Annotated in this window: 18 protein-coding genes; 5 read left to right on the top strand and 13 right to left on the bottom strand. The window is 69.6% G+C overall.

The window, feature by feature from the left end; all coding sequences use genetic code 11:
• Positions 1-77: 77 nt before the first annotated feature.
• Positions 78-995 carry an NADP-dependent oxidoreductase gene (locus OG766_RS30765; protein ID WP_328726702.1) on the bottom strand — a complete coding sequence of 306 codons (918 nt, stop codon included), beginning with the start codon at positions 993-995 and terminating at the stop codon, positions 78-80.
• A 332-nt stretch (positions 996-1,327) separates the two neighbouring features.
• Here OG766_RS30765 and OG766_RS30760 point away from each other — a divergent pair, with 332 nt between their 5' ends.
• Both OG766_RS30760 and trxB read left to right on the top strand, forming a co-directional pair.
• Positions 1,328-1,750: an Ohr family peroxiredoxin gene (locus OG766_RS30760; RefSeq protein WP_266386298.1), complete on the top strand. Its 423-nt coding sequence runs from the start codon at positions 1,328-1,330 to the stop codon at positions 1,748-1,750.
• A gap of 159 nt (positions 1,751-1,909) precedes the next feature.
• Complete coding sequence (gene trxB, locus OG766_RS30755; protein WP_266386300.1) at positions 1,910-2,905, top strand: thioredoxin-disulfide reductase; 996 nt, start codon at positions 1,910-1,912, stop codon at positions 2,903-2,905.
• Between the two features lie 46 nt (positions 2,906-2,951).
• Here the strand turns inward: trxB and msrA are convergent, their stop codons facing one another.
• The 8 genes from msrA to OG766_RS30715 form a co-directional block, all read right to left on the bottom strand.
• Complete coding sequence (gene msrA / locus OG766_RS30750) at positions 2,952-3,464, bottom strand: peptide-methionine (S)-S-oxide reductase MsrA (protein ID WP_266386302.1); 513 nt, start codon at positions 3,462-3,464, stop codon at positions 2,952-2,954.
• Between the two features lie 205 nt (positions 3,465-3,669).
• Entirely contained in the window at positions 3,670-4,158 is a 489-nt protein-coding gene (locus tag OG766_RS30745) for a hypothetical protein (protein WP_328726700.1), read from the bottom strand.
• 88 nt (positions 4,159-4,246) lie between these two features.
• Positions 4,247-5,185, bottom strand: coding sequence for a hypothetical protein (locus OG766_RS30740; protein ID WP_266386307.1), 939 nt, complete (start codon positions 5,183-5,185; stop codon positions 4,247-4,249).
• Positions 5,182-5,667, bottom strand: a complete 486-nt coding sequence (locus OG766_RS30735; protein WP_266386309.1) for a hypothetical protein — start codon at positions 5,665-5,667, stop codon at positions 5,182-5,184. Before OG766_RS30735 ends, OG766_RS30740 begins: the two co-directional genes overlap by 4 nt.
• A 3-nt stretch (positions 5,668-5,670) precedes the next feature.
• The gene (locus tag OG766_RS30730; RefSeq protein WP_328726699.1) at positions 5,671-6,894 is read right to left on the bottom strand and encodes a macrolide family glycosyltransferase; all 1,224 of its coding nucleotides are present in this window, start codon (positions 6,892-6,894) and stop codon (positions 5,671-5,673) included.
• A complete protein-coding gene (locus OG766_RS30725) occupies positions 6,891-7,835 on the bottom strand; it encodes a patatin-like phospholipase family protein (RefSeq protein WP_328726698.1) in 945 nt (314 codons plus the stop codon). Before OG766_RS30725 ends, OG766_RS30730 begins: the two co-directional genes overlap by 4 nt.
• 230 nt (positions 7,836-8,065) lie before the next feature.
• A complete protein-coding gene (locus OG766_RS30720) occupies positions 8,066-8,989 on the bottom strand; it encodes a sigma-70 family RNA polymerase sigma factor (protein ID WP_328726697.1) in 924 nt (307 codons plus the stop codon).
• Positions 8,965-9,750 carry a nitroreductase gene (locus tag OG766_RS30715; RefSeq protein WP_423247122.1) on the bottom strand — a complete coding sequence of 262 codons (786 nt, stop codon included), beginning with the start codon at positions 9,748-9,750 and terminating at the stop codon, positions 8,965-8,967. Before OG766_RS30715 ends, OG766_RS30720 begins: the two co-directional genes overlap by 25 nt.
• Positions 9,751-9,899: 149 nt before the next feature.
• Between OG766_RS30715 and OG766_RS30710 the strand changes: the two genes are divergently transcribed.
• Positions 9,900-10,550 carry an FMN-dependent NADH-azoreductase gene (locus OG766_RS30710; RefSeq protein WP_266386322.1) on the top strand — a complete coding sequence of 217 codons (651 nt, stop codon included), beginning with the start codon at positions 9,900-9,902 and terminating at the stop codon, positions 10,548-10,550.
• 165 nt (positions 10,551-10,715) lie between these two features.
• On the opposite strand, the gene OG766_RS30705 is transcribed toward OG766_RS30710, so the two are convergent.
• Positions 10,716-11,201 (bottom strand): MarR family winged helix-turn-helix transcriptional regulator, encoded by a 486-nt coding sequence (locus OG766_RS30705; protein WP_266386324.1) that lies wholly within the window; start codon positions 11,199-11,201, stop codon positions 10,716-10,718.
• 161 nt (positions 11,202-11,362) lie between these two features.
• Between OG766_RS30705 and OG766_RS30700 the strand changes: the two genes are divergently transcribed.
• Positions 11,363-11,872 (top strand): DinB family protein, encoded by a 510-nt coding sequence (locus OG766_RS30700; protein WP_266386326.1) that lies wholly within the window; start codon positions 11,363-11,365, stop codon positions 11,870-11,872.
• Positions 11,873-11,985: 113 nt separating this feature from the next.
• Positions 11,986-12,651, top strand: coding sequence for a formylglycine-generating enzyme family protein (locus OG766_RS30695; RefSeq protein WP_328727549.1), 666 nt, complete (start codon positions 11,986-11,988; stop codon positions 12,649-12,651).
• Here OG766_RS30695 and OG766_RS30690 read toward each other — a convergent pair.
• From OG766_RS30690 to OG766_RS30680, 3 genes are all read right to left on the bottom strand, one after another.
• A complete protein-coding gene (locus OG766_RS30690; protein WP_266386328.1) occupies positions 12,629-13,258 on the bottom strand; it encodes an NADPH-dependent F420 reductase in 630 nt (209 codons plus the stop codon). The two genes, OG766_RS30695 and OG766_RS30690, sit on opposite strands and share 23 nt — an antisense overlap.
• A gap of 118 nt (positions 13,259-13,376) precedes the next feature.
• Positions 13,377-14,264, bottom strand: a complete 888-nt coding sequence (locus OG766_RS30685; RefSeq protein WP_266386330.1) for an NAD(P)-dependent oxidoreductase — start codon at positions 14,262-14,264, stop codon at positions 13,377-13,379.
• Positions 14,265-14,397: 133 nt separating this feature from the next.
• Positions 14,398-14,937: a flavin reductase family protein gene (locus tag OG766_RS30680; protein WP_328726696.1), complete on the bottom strand. Its 540-nt coding sequence runs from the start codon at positions 14,935-14,937 to the stop codon at positions 14,398-14,400.
• Positions 14,938-14,951: the final 14 nt, after the last annotated feature.

Genomic DNA, 14,951 nt, shown 5'->3' with positions numbered 1-14,951 from the left:
CGTCCCTGCACGCTCATCGCATGGCCGCGCGGCCTCATCGCATGGCTACGCGATCTCATCGCATGGCGGCGCAGCGCTCACGCAACGTGGATGACCGTCTTGCCGACCGTTCCCTTCTTCGCGCGGAACGCCTCCGGCGCACGCTCCAGAGGGTGGACGGCACCCACCAACGGGCGCAGCGCGCCGTCCTGGTGCCTGCGAACGACCTCCAGGAGATGACCGCGGTCGGGTTCGACGATGAAGTACATCGCCCGGCCGTCCTCGGGCCGCACGGTCGGTGGGCGCGCGATGCTCACGAGGATGCCGCCGGGGCCGACCAAGGCGGCCGAGCGGTCGAGTACGTCCCCGCCGAGGGCGTCGAAGACGATGTCGACGCGGCCCGCCGCCTCCTCCCACGCCGGCTGCTCCAGGTCGAGGAAGTCCTCCGCGCCGAGTTCCAGCACCCGGTCCCGGCTCGCCCCGCGCCCCGCCCCGATGACGCGTGCCCCGGCTGCGCGGGCGAGCTGCGTGGCGGCCGATCCCACGCCCCCTCCCGCGCCGTGCACCAGAACGCTCTGCCCGGCCTCCAGCCGTGCGTGGACGAAGAGGCCCTGCCAGGCGGTGAGGCCCGGCATCGGCAGAGCCGCCGCCTGCACATGGTCGATTCCCGCGGGCAGCGGCGCCAGATTGCGGGCCTCCACCGCCACGTACTCCGCGAGAGCGCCGTTCCGGCTCCAGTCGGTCAGGCCGACGACACGTTGTCCGACCGACAGCCCGGTGGTGCCGACCGCGACCTCGGCGACCTCGCCCGACACCTCGTGCCCCGGGATGACGGGCGCTCGGTCCCTGCCGCCCCGGTCGACCCAGCTGCCGGGCCAGGTCAACTCGTCCGGGGTGAAGGAGGCCGCGCGCACCCTGACGATCACGTCGCCCTCGGCCGCGTACGGGTACGGAGCCTCCTCCAGGACCAGGCCGTCCGCGGCCGCGTCACGGTCGTGCGTCCGTACGGCCTTCATCGGCGCTCCTTCCGGCCGCGGGAGAACCCGCTCGTGGGAGACCTTCCTACGCTCCAGGATGACGGCGTGGCGCCCTCGGAGCGATCCGGGCCACACGCGCCGGGGCTCGCCGAGGCACGCTGCGCGCTGCGGCGTCTCGCAGATCACAGGACGCCGGAAACGGGAGCCCTCCGCCCTCACCCTCCGCTCGTTTCGTCACCGCCTTGACAGGTGATGCTCCACCTGTGACTATCGAGTCACCGCCTGAGCAGGTGACGCACAAGGGGTGTCACCGCCAGGAAGGTCTCTTGGCTTACGAGACCCGTAACGCCCCAACCGTTAGAGGACATGCAATGCCGAACAGCTACACCGCCGTGGTGAACGTCGCCGGAGAGGGCCGCAACGGCGGCCGTGTCCGGTCCGCCGACCGCATGCTCGACATCAGCCTTGCCCACCCCAAGGAGCTCGGCGGGGCCGGCGATGCCACCAACCCCGAGCAGCTCTTCGCAGCCGGCTGGGGCGCGTGCTTCCTCGGCGCCGTCCGTATCGCCGCCGCCGACCGCAAGGTCCGGCTGACCAGCACGGAGATCGACGCCGAGATCACACTCGCCCACGGCGACGACGGCTACTCCCTCGCCGCGGTCCTCAACGTCGAGCTCGGCGGTGTCGACCAGGACGGGGCCACCGAGCTCGCCCACGCCGCCCACCAGATGTGCCCCTACTCGAAGGCCATACGCGGCAACGTCCCCGTCACCATCAACGCCACCGCCGTCTGACCTCACGGACAGTGGGACGCAGCGCTTCAAGCCGACCGGGCACATGGGTCGGCTTGAAGCACACCCAGGCCCGATCCGCGGGACGACGGGATGCGACGCGGCTCCTCGCGTGTGCATGGTGGAGTCTCGTTTCTTTCCTGAGGTCAGTAGGTGATCAGCATGAATGACACGGTCAGGGAAGTGATCATCATCGGCTCCGGTCCGGCCGGGTACACCGCCGCGCTCTACGCCGCTCGCGCACAGCTGCACCCGGTCGTGTTCGAGGGGTCCGTCTCCGCCGGCGGTGCGTTGATGAACACCACCGACGTGGAGAACTATCCGGGGTTCCCCGACCCGGTGCTGGGCCCGGACCTGATGGGCAGGATGAGGGCCCAAGCGGAGCATTTCGGGGCGGAGTTGATCCCCGACGACATCGTGGAGGCGCGTCTCGCGAGCAGGGTGAAGGAAGTCGTCGACAGCGCCGGGAAGACCCACAGCACCAAGACCGTCATCCTCTCCACCGGCTCCCACTACCGCGAGTTGGGGCTGTCCAACGAGAAGCGGCTGTCCGGCCGCGGCGTGAGCTGGTGCGCCACCTGCGACGGCTTCTTCTACCGCGACCAGGACATCATGGTCGTCGGCGGCGGTGACTCCGCCATGGAAGAGGCCACGTTCCTGACGAAGTTCGCCCGCTCGGTCACCGTGGTGCACCGCCGTGACACCCTGCGCGCCTCGAAGATCATGCAGGAACGCGCGCGCCGCAACGACAGGATCAGCTTTCTCTGGAACCGCGAGGTGGTCGACATTCTGGGGGAGGAGAAGGTCACGGGTGTCCGCCTGCGTGATGTGACCAACGGAGAGGAGACCGACCAGCCGGTGACCGGTGTCTTCGTCGCCATCGGGCTCGATCCGCGGATCGAGCTGGTCAAAGGACAGCTCTCCCTCGACCACGCCGGTTACGTCGCCGTCGAGGGCCGGTCCACGCGCACCAATCTGGACGGCGTGTTCGCCTGCGGCGACGTCGTCGACCACGAGTACCGGCAGGCCGTCACGGCCGCCGGGACAGGCTGCGCGGCGGCGCTGGACGCCGAGCGTTACCTCGCGGCGCTCGACGACTGCGCCACCTGCGAGGAGGCCCGCCTGGAAGCCACGGCCGTCGCCGAACTCGTCCACTGACCCACACCGCCGGACGGTGGCGGCCCGGCGGCACGGGCGCCCCTGTTCAGCCCTTCGCGCGGGTGGGCAGCCGCCACCCCGGCCGGACGAAGTGGCAGGTGTACCCGTCGGGATAGCGCTCCAGGTAGTCCTGGTGCTCGGGCTCGGCCTCCCAGAAGGGACCGACCGGCTCGACCTCCGTCACCACCTTCCCCGGCCACAGTCCGGAGGCCTCGACATCGGCGATCGTGTCCTCGGCGACCCGCTTCTGCTCGTCGTCCACGTAGTAGATCGCCGAGCGGTAGCTGAGACCGACGTCGTTGCCCTGACGGTTCTTCGTGGTCGGATCATGGATCTGGAAGAAGAACTCCAGGAGCGTGCGGAAGTCGGTCTTGTCGGGGTCGAAGGTGATCTCGATCGCCTCGGCGTGTGTGCCGTGGTGACGGTACGTGGCGTTGGGCACGTCACCGCCGGTGTAGCCGACCCGGGTCGAGATCACTCCCGGGAGGCGGCGTATCAGGTCCTGCATCCCCCAGAAGCATCCGCCCGCCAGCACGGCCTTCTGCGTCTGTCCGCTCATCTCGGTCCTCCGCGCTCGTGTGGTGGCCGTTCCCGCACCGCACACTTCACACGGTGTTCCCTCGACGACGGTCCGCGACGGCCGTTGACCACTGCACTGTGCGCACACCATTATCCCCCGCCTGCCGCTCGGGGACGGGGCGATCCCGCTCGGACGGGCTCCCCCTCCGTCGAGGGGCACCTGGATCACGCGAACTGAGCGGGCGTCACCACGTCAGGGTCAGCGAACCTCCGACCGGAGTCGCGTGCCAGCGGTCGGCGTAGTCGTCGAAGCGGGTCACGATCCGCTCGACCACCGGGGGGATCTCCCGCGCCGTCACATACGCCGGCAGCTCCCGCGCGTGGCCGTGCCGCACCTCCCACACGGGTACGGCGATGCCCGCCAGCTCCTCCGACCTGGCCATGTCGGCCTTCGCCCGAGGGGACGACTTCGCTCGCTTCGACCTGCGCCGCCGGGCGGCCTTGGCGCGTTCCGCCGGGTCGGCGGGCCAGAACAGGCCGTTGTCACCTGCGGCCAGGCGTCCGTAGACCCCGAGCTCGATGCCCGCCTCCGCCTCGACGAGGAAGTGCACCAGGTCGTGCGGCAGATACGGATGCCCGCCCGGGCCGTTGCGCGGGGCGAGCGCGGCACCGGTCTCGCGGTGCACGGCGATGTCGTAGCTCGTACCGGGGCCTTTGGTGAAAACAACGCGCATGACCGGCAACGCTAGGTGACGGCCACGACCCCACGCACCTGGTTTTCCGGGCGCGCGGTGGGCACGTGGTGGGCGCACAGTGAGCGTGTCAGGGCGACAGGTCATCCGTCGCCACGCTCGCGCCGCGCCGGGCGCGGATGAGTTCGATCACGGTGTCGGCGGTGCGGTCGAGGTGGCTGCGGCCGTCGGGCAACTGAGCGGTCCGGCTGATGTAACTGCCCGGCCCGACGTGGGTGGCCGGGTCGAGCCGATGCGCGGTGATCTTCCCGGCGCGGCGGGCCCGGTTCCATCCGCTCCCGCGGATCAGGGGCCAGCGCTGCGGGAAGATCCAGGTCCCGAGCCGTTCGATCCGGTCGCCCGCGCTGGTCAGCCGGTGCAGATGCTCGGCACGGGTGAGGTTGTTGGCGCCGTTGTGAAACCCGCCCAGTGTGATCAGCAGGAGCGGGGAGCGCAGCTGGCTGTGCAGTTCGTCGACCGCACCGGTGGCGACCTGGGCGCCTCCGCTGTAGCTGAGGAGCACCACGGGGATACCACTGCCGGGCTGGTAGCCGGCGAGCATGAGCTGAGTGGCGATCTGGCAGCCCACGGCCCGGTTGTACAGCGGGCGGTACCGGTGGTCGGCGGCGACGAAGATCTGTATGACGTTGTGCAGGAAGAGCAGCAGCCCGATGCGGCGGCGCAGCCTCGCCCACACCGGCCGGTCGGCAAGCGGGTCGGCCAGTGGCGAGTACGGCTGCACCTGCCCCAGCACCCGCAGCTCCGGCGCTCCGTCTATCAGGGCCTTGACCAGCTGGCCGCCGTCCCGGCTGTCACGGACGCGGCGTTTGCCGATGCCGTCCAGATAGACCAGGTACGCGCCCGGAGGACTGTCAGGGGCCGCGCCCCGGGCGTAGGGCATGCCCGTCGGCAGTTCGGTGATGGGGTCTCGCCAGCCCGCACCGTAGGCCAGCACCTCGTACCGCGCGAGCAGAGCCTCGGCGAGCAGGGCCGGCCCGATGGCGAAGACCCAGAGCAGGAACGCGTTCATGCGATCGCCTTCCGTCTCTCCGTGGCGCTGATCCACACGACCAGACGCCGTACGACCTCGACAGCGACACCGAGACCGACTCCGGCGACCGCCACGCATCCGGCGGCGCCCCAATAGCCCAGCTCGGTCGCCGCGGCGAGCGGGCCGGCCAGACCGGCCCCGACGCCTACGAACAGCAGAAGGTGGAGGAAGGGCCCGAGCATGGGGAACGCGAGGACGGCGGAAAGCACGAGCGGGGCGAGCAGGTCCGGTGTCCACGCCAGGCCGGTGTCCGGCGGTGCCGAGGGCACCACCAGCTCGGTGAGGGTCCAGGCGGTCAGTGGCCACAACGCGAACACGGCGGCCTCGACGAGACCACCGGCCAGCAGCAACCAGGCCACCAGACGCCGCGGCATGCCGGGCCGGCGCACCGCCAGCGGCAGGATGCGCCCGGCGGCCTCCGATACTCCGGCGACCAGCAGCAGGACGATGACGAGTGACATGGTTCAGCCTCGCTGCGACGGATCGACGGGAGCGGAGCGACCGGCCGGGTCGGCCGTATGCAGGTACCGCTCGAGTTCGTCGGCGGCGCGCCGGTATCCGCCCGCCTCCCGCTGAGCGGCCTGCAGGGTGGTCACGGCCGTCCGGAACCGGGGGTCGTGGAGCAGACGCCCGGCGAGGGCGCGCACGGAGTCCTCGGTCACGTCCTGGGTGGGGATCGACAGGCCGGCGCCGAGTTCCACGACGCGTCGGGCCACCAACGGCTGATCGGCGCCCTGCGGCACCACCAGCATCGGCACCCCGGCGTCCATGGCCTCGTTGGCGCTGTTCATCCCGCCGTGGGTGATGAACAGTGCCGCGCGGGCCAGCACCTCGGGCTGCGGGACGAAGCGCCGGGCGATCACATGGGCCGGCAACGGCCCCAGCGCGGCGGGATCCGTGTTCCCTGTGGAGACGACGACCGTGCCGCCCAGTGAGGCGAGCGCGGTGGCGAAAGTGCGCAGCAGCTTCGGGTCCGCGTTGAACACCGTGCCCATCGACGCGTACAGCACCGGGTCCCGCAGCCGGTCGACCGGGAACGACGGGTCGGCCGGACGGTGGCCGATGCTGGGGCCGATGAACCGGTAGGACGGGTCGAAATCGTCGGCGCCGGGCTGGAACGCCCGCGAGGTATAGACCAGATTGAGCGGCTGGCGGATGTTCCCCAGGTCGACCAGGGGCACTCCACGCGTGTCGAAGCGGCGGTGCAGGCCCCAGCGCGACCGCAGGTAGCCCCGGACGCTGCTCGGCCGAGACGCCGCCGCGGCCAGCAGGTCCCACGAGCCGCCGGTGGGGCTGGGCACGTGCCGGTTGAACGCGAACGTGGTGAACGACGACGCCGCCGGCACCTTGAGTTCACGGGCGGCGATCGCGCCCCACGGACAGGCGTTGTCGTGCACGATCAGGTCGGGCCGAATGCGGTGCAGTTCGTTGAGCACCGCGGGCGTCATGCGCAGGGCATCCCTCGCGAGTCCCTCCAGCAGCGTGACCGGCGTCGGTGGGTCGGGCAGCGGCCGGTCGACCCCGGGGTAGAGGTACACCTTCGCACCGGCGGCCTCGATCTCCTGACGGAACGCGGGCGAGGTGTGGTACGTGACGGTGTGGCCGCGCCGGACGAGCTCGGCCACCGTCGGCAGCGTCGGGTTGACGCGGCCGTGCATGGCGATGTTGAGGAACGCGATGGTACTCACAGGGGGACCCCCGATGCCGAGAAGGTCGATGCCTCGTCCTGGCCAGCCGACGACGTCGTAGCGGCGCCGGCCCGGTACAGGCCCGGGCCGCTGACGTGCAGCCCGTCGATGAAGCCTCCCGCCGTACGGGACGCGGTGCTGATCAGCCGCTCGGAGTGGCCGAAGTCCCACGGGGAGGGCCAGACGTCGATGCCTGTCGGCAGCACGACGGTCGGCACGTGCCGGGCCACCTCCTGCAGATCACGCTCGATCTGATGGCGCATCAGCAACAGCCCGGCCCTGGCGGCGATCGCGCCGGCCCGCCGGCGCGGGACGGCCTGGCCGGGCGACGAACTCTCCGGCCCGGTCGACAGCACCACCACGCTGGCCGCCCCGGCCTGCAGGGCCGCCATCGCCGGGACGTAGGCGATCACCCCGCCGTCGACGAGCGTCCTGCCCTCGCGGTCCACCGGGGGCAGCATCCCGGGCACGGCCGCGCTGGCCAGCAGTGCGGACTCGAGGTCCCCGTGGTCGAGCAGCACCGGAGCGCCGGTGCCCAGGTCCATGGCCACCGCGGTGAACGGGATGGCCAGCTCCTCGATCCGGGACGGGAGCCCGGACCGTGCGATCAGCCGCCGCAGGCCGCGATCGGTGAAGATACTGGCCCGGGAGGACAGGTAACCGAGCGGATACACCTCACGGCGACGCAGCCGGGTCCACACACGGTCCAGCAACGGCGACGCGGACCCGTCGGGGTGGGCGGCCGCGATGGCCCCGACGAGGGCACCCACCGAGGTCCCGATGATCATGTCCGGGACGAAGCCACGCTCGTCCAGCGCGTACCCGACACCGACATGTGCCGCTCCGAGCACGCCCCCGGCGCCGACCACCACGGCCACGGGACGGGGAAGGGCTCGCAAGCCCTCCGAGGTGGCGTCCTCGGCCGACTGGCTCGACGACAAGGGGTGCGTCCCCTTGTCGCCGGTGACGGTCCGACGCCTCTCGCGGCCACGACCACGTGCCGGGTCGTACCCGCCGAGGCCCAGGCGTGGCCATGGGACCGGTATCCGGCCACCTCTGATTCTCATGATCCACCCTTCTCGCCACGACACCCAAGTGGATTGGTTTCGCCTCTATGACCCGGCGGCCACCTGTTCTGTGACACCAACGGCCGGGCACATCGGTGAAGGCGTCATTCAGACGTGTGACAACGCGCCGCGTCGGTCGGCCGCGGGATGCACGACGGCTCGCCGGCCCTGTGGTTCTGGTCCCCGGACCGTGAAGCGTCGAGGTCGAGGCGGCCACCGCCGAGAGGGCGCAGGGTCGGCCGTTGCGGCAGAGCGTCAACTCTGTACGGCCGCCGGCCTCGTACAAACCTGGGGTACGCGCCCCGCCGTAACCACGAACAGGCCGTCGTCAGGTCGGCCGCATACCCACGGTCCGGGACAGGTGTCCGAGCGGTGTCCCGGATTCCGTTGCCGTCGGGCGGACTTGACGCGTCCGGAGCGAGAAGGGCTTCCAGCGAAGCCACATCGCCCCTTCGAGACGCCGAGACGAAGGTGTCGACGAGTCGTCGGTGCTCGGCCCTGTCCACGCTTTCCCGTCGCTCGGCCGACAGGTGCTTGCGGGCACGGCTCACGATCTTCCGCACGTTGACGGGGCTGAGCCGAAGGATCTCGGCGATCTCGGAGTAGGCGTAGTCGAACGCCTCGCGCAGTACGTACGCGGCGCATTCTGTGGGACTCAGCCTCTCCAGCACCAGCAGCAGGGCCCGTTCCAGATCTTCGGTGAGCTGCGCGCCCGCCGCCGGGTCCGAGGTCGTGTCGACGGCATCGGGCAACCACGGTTCGATGGGGGTTTCCCGGCGTACACGCGCGGATTGCGCGACGTTGATGGCCAAGCGGGCCGTCGCACTCGAAAGATAGGCCACCGGGCTCAACACCGGGGAGCGGTCGGTCTTCTGCCATCGCAGCCATACTTCCTGGACCACGTCTTCGGCGTCGGCCGCGTTGCCGAGCACGCGGTAGGCGATTCCGAAGAGACGCGGCCGGTGCTGCTCAAAGACAGAAACGGCCTCTTCAAGGGTACTTGTCACAGGGCAGGGCTCGAGATGCATGATTCCGCGGTCTCCGAAACTCCGGTTACGGCTGTCCAGGGCGGGGGCGCGCCACTGCCGAACGGAAGCGGGCGGCTCCGGCGAGCGGTCCCGGCTAACCCCTCGACGAACGTGACCGTCTCGTCGAGCGGCGCCCGCCCTGTACGGGTGCCATCCACCGTGACGTCCTCGAACCCGATCGACATGCCACAGAAGAGGAGGAGTTCGTCCGGGGGCGACACGACCTCCGTGACGGTCCGGTGAAACTTCGCCCAGGCCATCTGCGCGCAACTGTGCAGTCCTTCGGCACGGAGCAGCAGCATGACGGTCTGCAGATACATCCCGACGTCGGACCATTGGGGCGGGCCCATTACGCGGTCGATGTAGCAGAACAGGGCGGCGGGCGCGCCGAAGCACTCCCAGTTCGCGGCAGCGGCCCTCTGGCGCGCTTCCAGATCGTCGCGCGGAATGCCGAGTGCGCCGTAACGCTGCTCGCCGAAGGCGGACCGGCGTTCCCGGTACGGGGACTTCAGTGTGGGCGGGTACTGCTGGTACTCAGGCTCGTCCCAGTCGTCACCCATGGTCAGGCGTTCGCCGGCGCGTTTCTTGAGCTCGGCCAGCGGTGCGCCGGTCAGCACGTAGACGTGCCACGGCTGGAGATTCGATGCGGACGGTGACCAAGCCGCTGCGGACAGTACGTGCTCCAGCACTTCCCTCGGCACGTGCCGGTCCGTGAATCCCCGTACTGCGCGTCGGGTCGTGACCGCCTCATAGACGTCCAAGATCACCGACCTCCTTCATCCACTCACTGCACCCCCCTTCGTCACACTCGCGATAGTATCACTCAATACCATCACGTGCTTAACTATCTTCGACTGCGAATCCGCTGCCCCGGCTCCACGCCTCGGGCGCCGCTCCTGGGAGAAACTCCATGGCCACGCTGCTGCACATCGACTCGTCCGTGTTCCCCACCGGGGTGTCCTCGTCCCGTTCCGTCGCAGGGGCCTTCCGCAGCGCCTGGGAGGAACAGCACCCGGAGGGCACGGTGATCTACCGCGACTTCGCCACGGCCCCTGTCCCGCACATCACCGCCGACGCCCACACCGCCGCGTTCACCACCCCGTCCGAGCGCACCCCGGAGCAGGCCGCCGCGTTCGCGGCGCGCGTGGAGCTCATCGAGGAGCTGGAGCAGGCGGACGCCATCCTGATCGGCGCCCCCATGTACAACTTCACGGTCCCGTCGACCCTCAAGGCATGGCTGGACAACGTGATCCTTCCCGGCCGCACCGCGGGCGAGATGCCCTCCGCGCAGGGCACTCCGGTCACCGTGGTCGCGAGCCGCGGCGGCTCCTACCGGCCGGGGACTCCGCGCGAGGACTGCGAGTTCGTCCTCAACTACCTGGAAGCCGTCCTCAAGGGCACCCTCGGCCTGGACGTCGACTTCATCGTTCCGGAACTCACCATGGCTCCCCGCAAGGAAGCCATGTCGGATCTGATCCCCCTCTACGAGGCATCCCGCCGGCGCGCCTTCGAGGAGGCGAACACCAAGGCCAAGGAGCTCGCGCAGCGCCTCGGCGCGTAACTCCGGGTCATGGGCACCGTGTGACGCCTCGGCCCGGGACGTCACACGGTGCGCGTGCCGGCGGCCTCGGCCGCGGCGGCGGTGGATTCGCCGCGACAGGGGCGGGAGACAGGGCGCGCCCACGCGGTAGACAGCCCACGCGGTAGGCAACGGTGTGCCGCGCGCTTACGCCTCGCTGTCTTCTCCGTAGGCGAACCGGGTCAGCAATTCGGTCAGCTTCTCGGGTTCGCCGGGCTCCAGTTCGGCCACCAGGCGCTCGGCCAGCGGCACCGCCGCCACATGAACCGCGTCGAAGAGCTCGACACCCTGCGGCGTGATCTCCACCGCCCGCACCCGCCGGTCCCCCGGAACGGCCTTGCGTACGGCCAGCCCCCTGCGCTCCAGGTCGTCCACGACCCGCATGATTCCCGCCTTGTCCGACCCCGTCGCCGCCGCCAGATCCCGCTGCATCGTGGGTCCGCGGTCGACCAGCACGATCAGCACGGCGAAATGCCGCAACTCGATGCCGAGCGGCCGAAGCGCCTCCGACATCACCCCGGCCGCGCGCCAGTGCGCCCGACGCAGCAGCAGGCCGAGAGCGAACGGCGAGGCGTCACCGGGGCGGTCGGTCGCACGGGAGGCGGTGTTCCGGGGAGCACGGTCGGCGGTCATGAGGGCACATTATCAGCCATCCGCTCATTCGATACTGTATCGGTAGATACAAATCGCTGTACGTCTGCACGGCCCTCTCCCTGCACACCGCGACACATCCCGGGTACGCCCGACATGGGCGGGGATTCGGGCGAGGGACCGAGCAACCTATGGTTGCGGTCATGGACTTCCAGCCGCCGGCGGAACCCGCCGTCTTTCACGCACCGCTCCGGGATCAGTTCGAGGCGCTCCTCGACGAGCATCGATCCCTACTGCACGACAGCCTGAACGGGCTGACCGAAGAGCAGGCCCGCCGGTCGCTGGTCACGTCCAAGACCACGCTGCTCGGCCTGGTCAAGCACGCCACGTTCGTCGAGAAGGTCTGGTTCGACGAGGCGATCACCTGCCGGTCCCGTACCGAGATCGACATTCCCGACACTCCCGACGAATCCTTCGATCTCGACGACAGCGACACGATCGCCCTGGTCCAGGGTGCCTACGAGCAGACGTGCGCGGCATCCCGTCGAGCCACGGCCGAGCTGACACTGGACGACCTCGTACAGGGCAACCGTCGCGGCCCACTGCCGCTGCGTTGGGTCTACCTCCACACACTGCGCGAACTGGCCCAGCACTGCGGCCACGCCGACATCCTCCGCGAGCAGGTCCTCAGCGCCACGACGCGCCGCAACTGAAGCACGGGGATGCCGCCGGCGGACCCTGAGTGTCACTCAGAGGCTCAGAGACTCGGAGAATGACCATGAAGGGCGTCAACGAGAGCAAGCTCGTCATCGGAGAGCCGGACAGCATGGTCACCGTCCCGCCAGGAAGGGTGACACTGTCGGACCGGCGGACGCAGAGCAGTTGGCCGGTGGATGTGGCGGCGTTCCGGATGTCGGCGTACCCGGTCACGCAGTCCTGGTACGCACAGGTCACCGGTCAGCGGCCGAGCAGCGCCCAAGGCGACCTGTTTCCCGTCGAGGGCGTTTCATGGTGGGACGCAGTCCGGTTCTGCAACGCGTTGTCCGAGCGTGAAGGGCTGAAGCCCGCCTATCAGGTCGATGCCGACGATGAGACGGCCGAATGGGACACCTCCGCAGACGGGTACCGGCTGCCGACCGAAGCCGAATGGGAGCACGCCTGTCGAGCGGGCACCACCGGCCCGCGGTACGGCCCGCTCGACGAGATCGCCTGGTACCGGAGCAACTCGGATGGGCGGATCCACGCTGTCGGCGGCAAGCAACCCAACGCCTGGGGCTTGTACGACATGCTGGGCAACGTGTGGAACTGGTGCTGGGACGTCTATGACGCCGAGGCGTACGGCACCTATCGGGTGCTCCGTGGTGGCGGATGGGCCGACGAGCACTGGAGCTGCCGAGCGTCGGTGCGGCGCCGCGGCCACCCCACCTTCCGGATCGACGATGTGGGACTCCGCGTCGCACAGTCCACGGTCATCCGGCCGAAGGACGGGTGACCACCTTGATGTTGAAGGTGTGGGCACCGAGACCGCCCGCGATGCCCATGAAGAGCAGGGCGAAGTGCTCCTGTCCGCGTGCGGTGGTGATGCCGCCCATGTCCAGCTGGGACGATGGGCGCCAGCCGAGGTCGGTGAGGAGTCGGCCGGTGATGCGTTTGGCGTCGGCGTCGTCGCCGGAGAGGAAGACGGTGCTCGGGCCGTCGAGATCGTCCGGGGCGGTCATCACGGTGGAATCCATGGTGCACAGCGTCTTGACGACGCGGGTGAGGGGGAAGGCTTCCTGGATCTGTTCACCCAGACTGCTGTTGGGGTGCGAGAGCTCGGTGAAGTCGTCCGAGAGGCCGACCCCGACATCGATCAGCAGGGTTCCGGCCAGTGCCTGTGCCCCGATGGAGTGCAGCAGTTCCACGGAGATGGTTCCCGGGGTGGCATTGACCAAGGCCTCTGCGTGGGCGGCGGTCTCGCTCAGGCCCGCCACCGGGAGACCGACGTCCGTCCGTTCCTCAGGTCGACGGGAACCGAGGAGTACGTCGTGTCCTGCGGCGCTCCAGCCGTGGGCCAGTGCGCGGGCGACATTGCCGGTGCCAAGTAGTCCGATACGCATGGGTGCGACGCTAGCCGTCGTCGCCGCCCCGTACATCGGACCACAGGCCCGGGTGGACCGGCACCAAAGACGTAGTCGGCTCGGCCGATACCTCCCCCCGCATCCGGCTGGTGTCCGGTCAGCCGGAGGTCTGGCCCGCCTCCCGCTGGAGACGCAGGAGCAGGGCCATGAAGTCCAGCTCGCCCAGGCCGGTCGATATGCAGGCCTGAAGCAGTTGCTGCACGACACTGGTGACCGGCAGGGGAACTCCGCCGGCAGCCGCCGCGTCGAGGGCCAGGTCCACGTCCTTGCGCATGAGGCGCGAGCTGAACGTCGGTGTGTAGTCGTCCGCCAGGAGCGGCCCGATCTTGTACTTCACCAACGGTGACGCGAGCGCCGAGGCTCCGACCACCTCCAGGAGCTTGTCCCGTCGTACGCCGTGGGCCTCGGCCAACGCGACGCACTCGGCGAGAAGTTCGGCCGTCCCGGCGACCATGAGGTTGAGTGCCAGCTTGATGATGCGGGCAGCGTCCCCCTCGCCGACGTGGAACACGTGGGGACCGATGTCGCGCAGGAGGCCTTCGACGGACGTGAAGACGGCCTCTTCGCCCGAGGCGAGGATCGTGAGGTTCCCGGCACGTACGACGCCCGGGTTTCCGCTGACCGGAGCGCGGAGGTACCGGACGCCGCCGGCCGAAGCCGCGGCGGCCACATGACCGGAGACCTCCGCCGAGACGGTGCTCATGTCGATGAGGGTCTTACCCCTGCCGGTCGCAGCGTGCGCGAGCCCGCTGTGGGGTGCGAGCGCGACATCGGCCAGGGCCTGGGAGTCCGCGACCATCGTGATACAGACGTCCGACCGGGCCCACGCCTCAAAGGACGCGTCCAGCTCGAACGCGCCCCTGGCCACCAAGTCGTCCGCCTTGCCCTTCGAGCGGTTCCAGACGCTGACCTTGTGGCCCGCGCCGACGAGTCGTTCGGCAATGGCGGATCCCATCTGACCGAGACCCAGCACGGATACGTCCACGTTCATCTCCTGGGAATGAGGTGCGCCACCTGCGCGCAAGGGGTGAGCGCGGCATGCGCAAGGGGTGGTTGAACGCACCCGGCCCGAGGCGCGCTGACGCGCGTGAGCGGCCCGGGTGCCTCGGCGGGTCTCGCTACAGCGATGCCGCCAACTGCCAGTCGAACGCCAACTGCGCATGGGAGTCGAGATCGCAGAGGCTGCCGAACTTCCCACCGAAGTAGACAAGCGGGTTCGAGTCGACGGAGTAGCCGCAACTGACGACCTCGCCGACGAAGATGGTGTGATCTCCCCCGGCGAACTCTTCCTTCACATTGCAGGCGAAGTGAGCGACGGCGCCTTCCACGACGGGGAGGTCGTGGTCCGCGCGCAGCCCCATGCCGGCGAACTTGTCGTCGCACCGGCTCGCGAACCGCAGCGCGTGCCGTTCCTGGCCCTGTGAGAGAACGCTGACGGCGAAGACGCCGGAGCCGGAGATCGCGTCCCTGGTCGCCAGGGTGTTTCCGACGCACACCAGCAGCATGAGCGGATCCAGCGAAACGGACGTGACAGCGCTGGCCGTCATCCCCGCCGGCCCGTTCGGAGTCCTGGTGGTCACGATCGTCACGCCGGTCGTGAACCGTGCCATAGCTCCGCGAAAAGTAGCGCGCATCTCCTGCGCGGTCGACGCACCCATCTTGCCCTCCGTTG

This window comes from Streptomyces sp. NBC_00259, from assembly GCF_036181745.1.
Classification (GTDB): Bacteria; Actinomycetota; Actinomycetes; order Streptomycetales; family Streptomycetaceae; genus Streptomyces; species Streptomyces pratisoli.
The sequence above is the reverse complement of the archived record's forward strand: the minus strand, read 5'-3'. Positions and strand labels throughout refer to the sequence as shown.

What these genes read in the sequence shown, in the direction of transcription:
- OG766_RS30720 (WP_328726697.1), bottom strand. Translation starts at nt 8,989, where the DNA reads ATGCATCTCGAGCCCTGCCCTGTGACAAGTACCCTTGAAGAGGCCGTT.
- OG766_RS30705 (WP_266386324.1), bottom strand. Translation starts at nt 11,201, where the DNA reads ATGACCGCCGACCGTGCTCCCCGGAACACCGCCTCCCGTGCGACCGAC.
- OG766_RS30680 (WP_328726696.1), bottom strand. Translation starts at nt 14,937, where the DNA reads ATGGGTGCGTCGACCGCGCAGGAGATGCGCGCTACTTTTCGCGGAGCT.
- OG766_RS30690 (WP_266386328.1), bottom strand. Translation starts at nt 13,258, where the DNA reads ATGCGTATCGGACTACTTGGCACCGGCAATGTCGCCCGCGCACTGGCC.
- OG766_RS30700 (WP_266386326.1), top strand. Translation starts at nt 11,363, where the DNA reads ATGGACTTCCAGCCGCCGGCGGAACCCGCCGTCTTTCACGCACCGCTC.
- OG766_RS30765 (WP_328726702.1), bottom strand. Translation starts at nt 995, where the DNA reads ATGAAGGCCGTACGGACGCACGACCGTGACGCGGCCGCGGACGGCCTG.
- OG766_RS30695 (WP_328727549.1), top strand. Translation starts at nt 11,986, where the DNA reads ATGGTCACCGTCCCGCCAGGAAGGGTGACACTGTCGGACCGGCGGACG.
- OG766_RS30740 (WP_266386307.1), bottom strand. Translation starts at nt 5,185, where the DNA reads ATGAACGCGTTCCTGCTCTGGGTCTTCGCCATCGGGCCGGCCCTGCTC.
- msrA (WP_266386302.1), bottom strand. Translation starts at nt 3,464, where the DNA reads ATGAGCGGACAGACGCAGAAGGCCGTGCTGGCGGGCGGATGCTTCTGG.
- OG766_RS30735 (WP_266386309.1), bottom strand. Translation starts at nt 5,667, where the DNA reads ATGTCACTCGTCATCGTCCTGCTGCTGGTCGCCGGAGTATCGGAGGCC.
- trxB (WP_266386300.1), top strand. Translation starts at nt 1,910, where the DNA reads ATGAATGACACGGTCAGGGAAGTGATCATCATCGGCTCCGGTCCGGCC.
- OG766_RS30760 (WP_266386298.1), top strand. Translation starts at nt 1,328, where the DNA reads ATGCCGAACAGCTACACCGCCGTGGTGAACGTCGCCGGAGAGGGCCGC.
- OG766_RS30710 (WP_266386322.1), top strand. Translation starts at nt 9,900, where the DNA reads ATGGCCACGCTGCTGCACATCGACTCGTCCGTGTTCCCCACCGGGGTG.
- OG766_RS30745 (WP_328726700.1), bottom strand. Translation starts at nt 4,158, where the DNA reads ATGCGCGTTGTTTTCACCAAAGGCCCCGGTACGAGCTACGACATCGCC.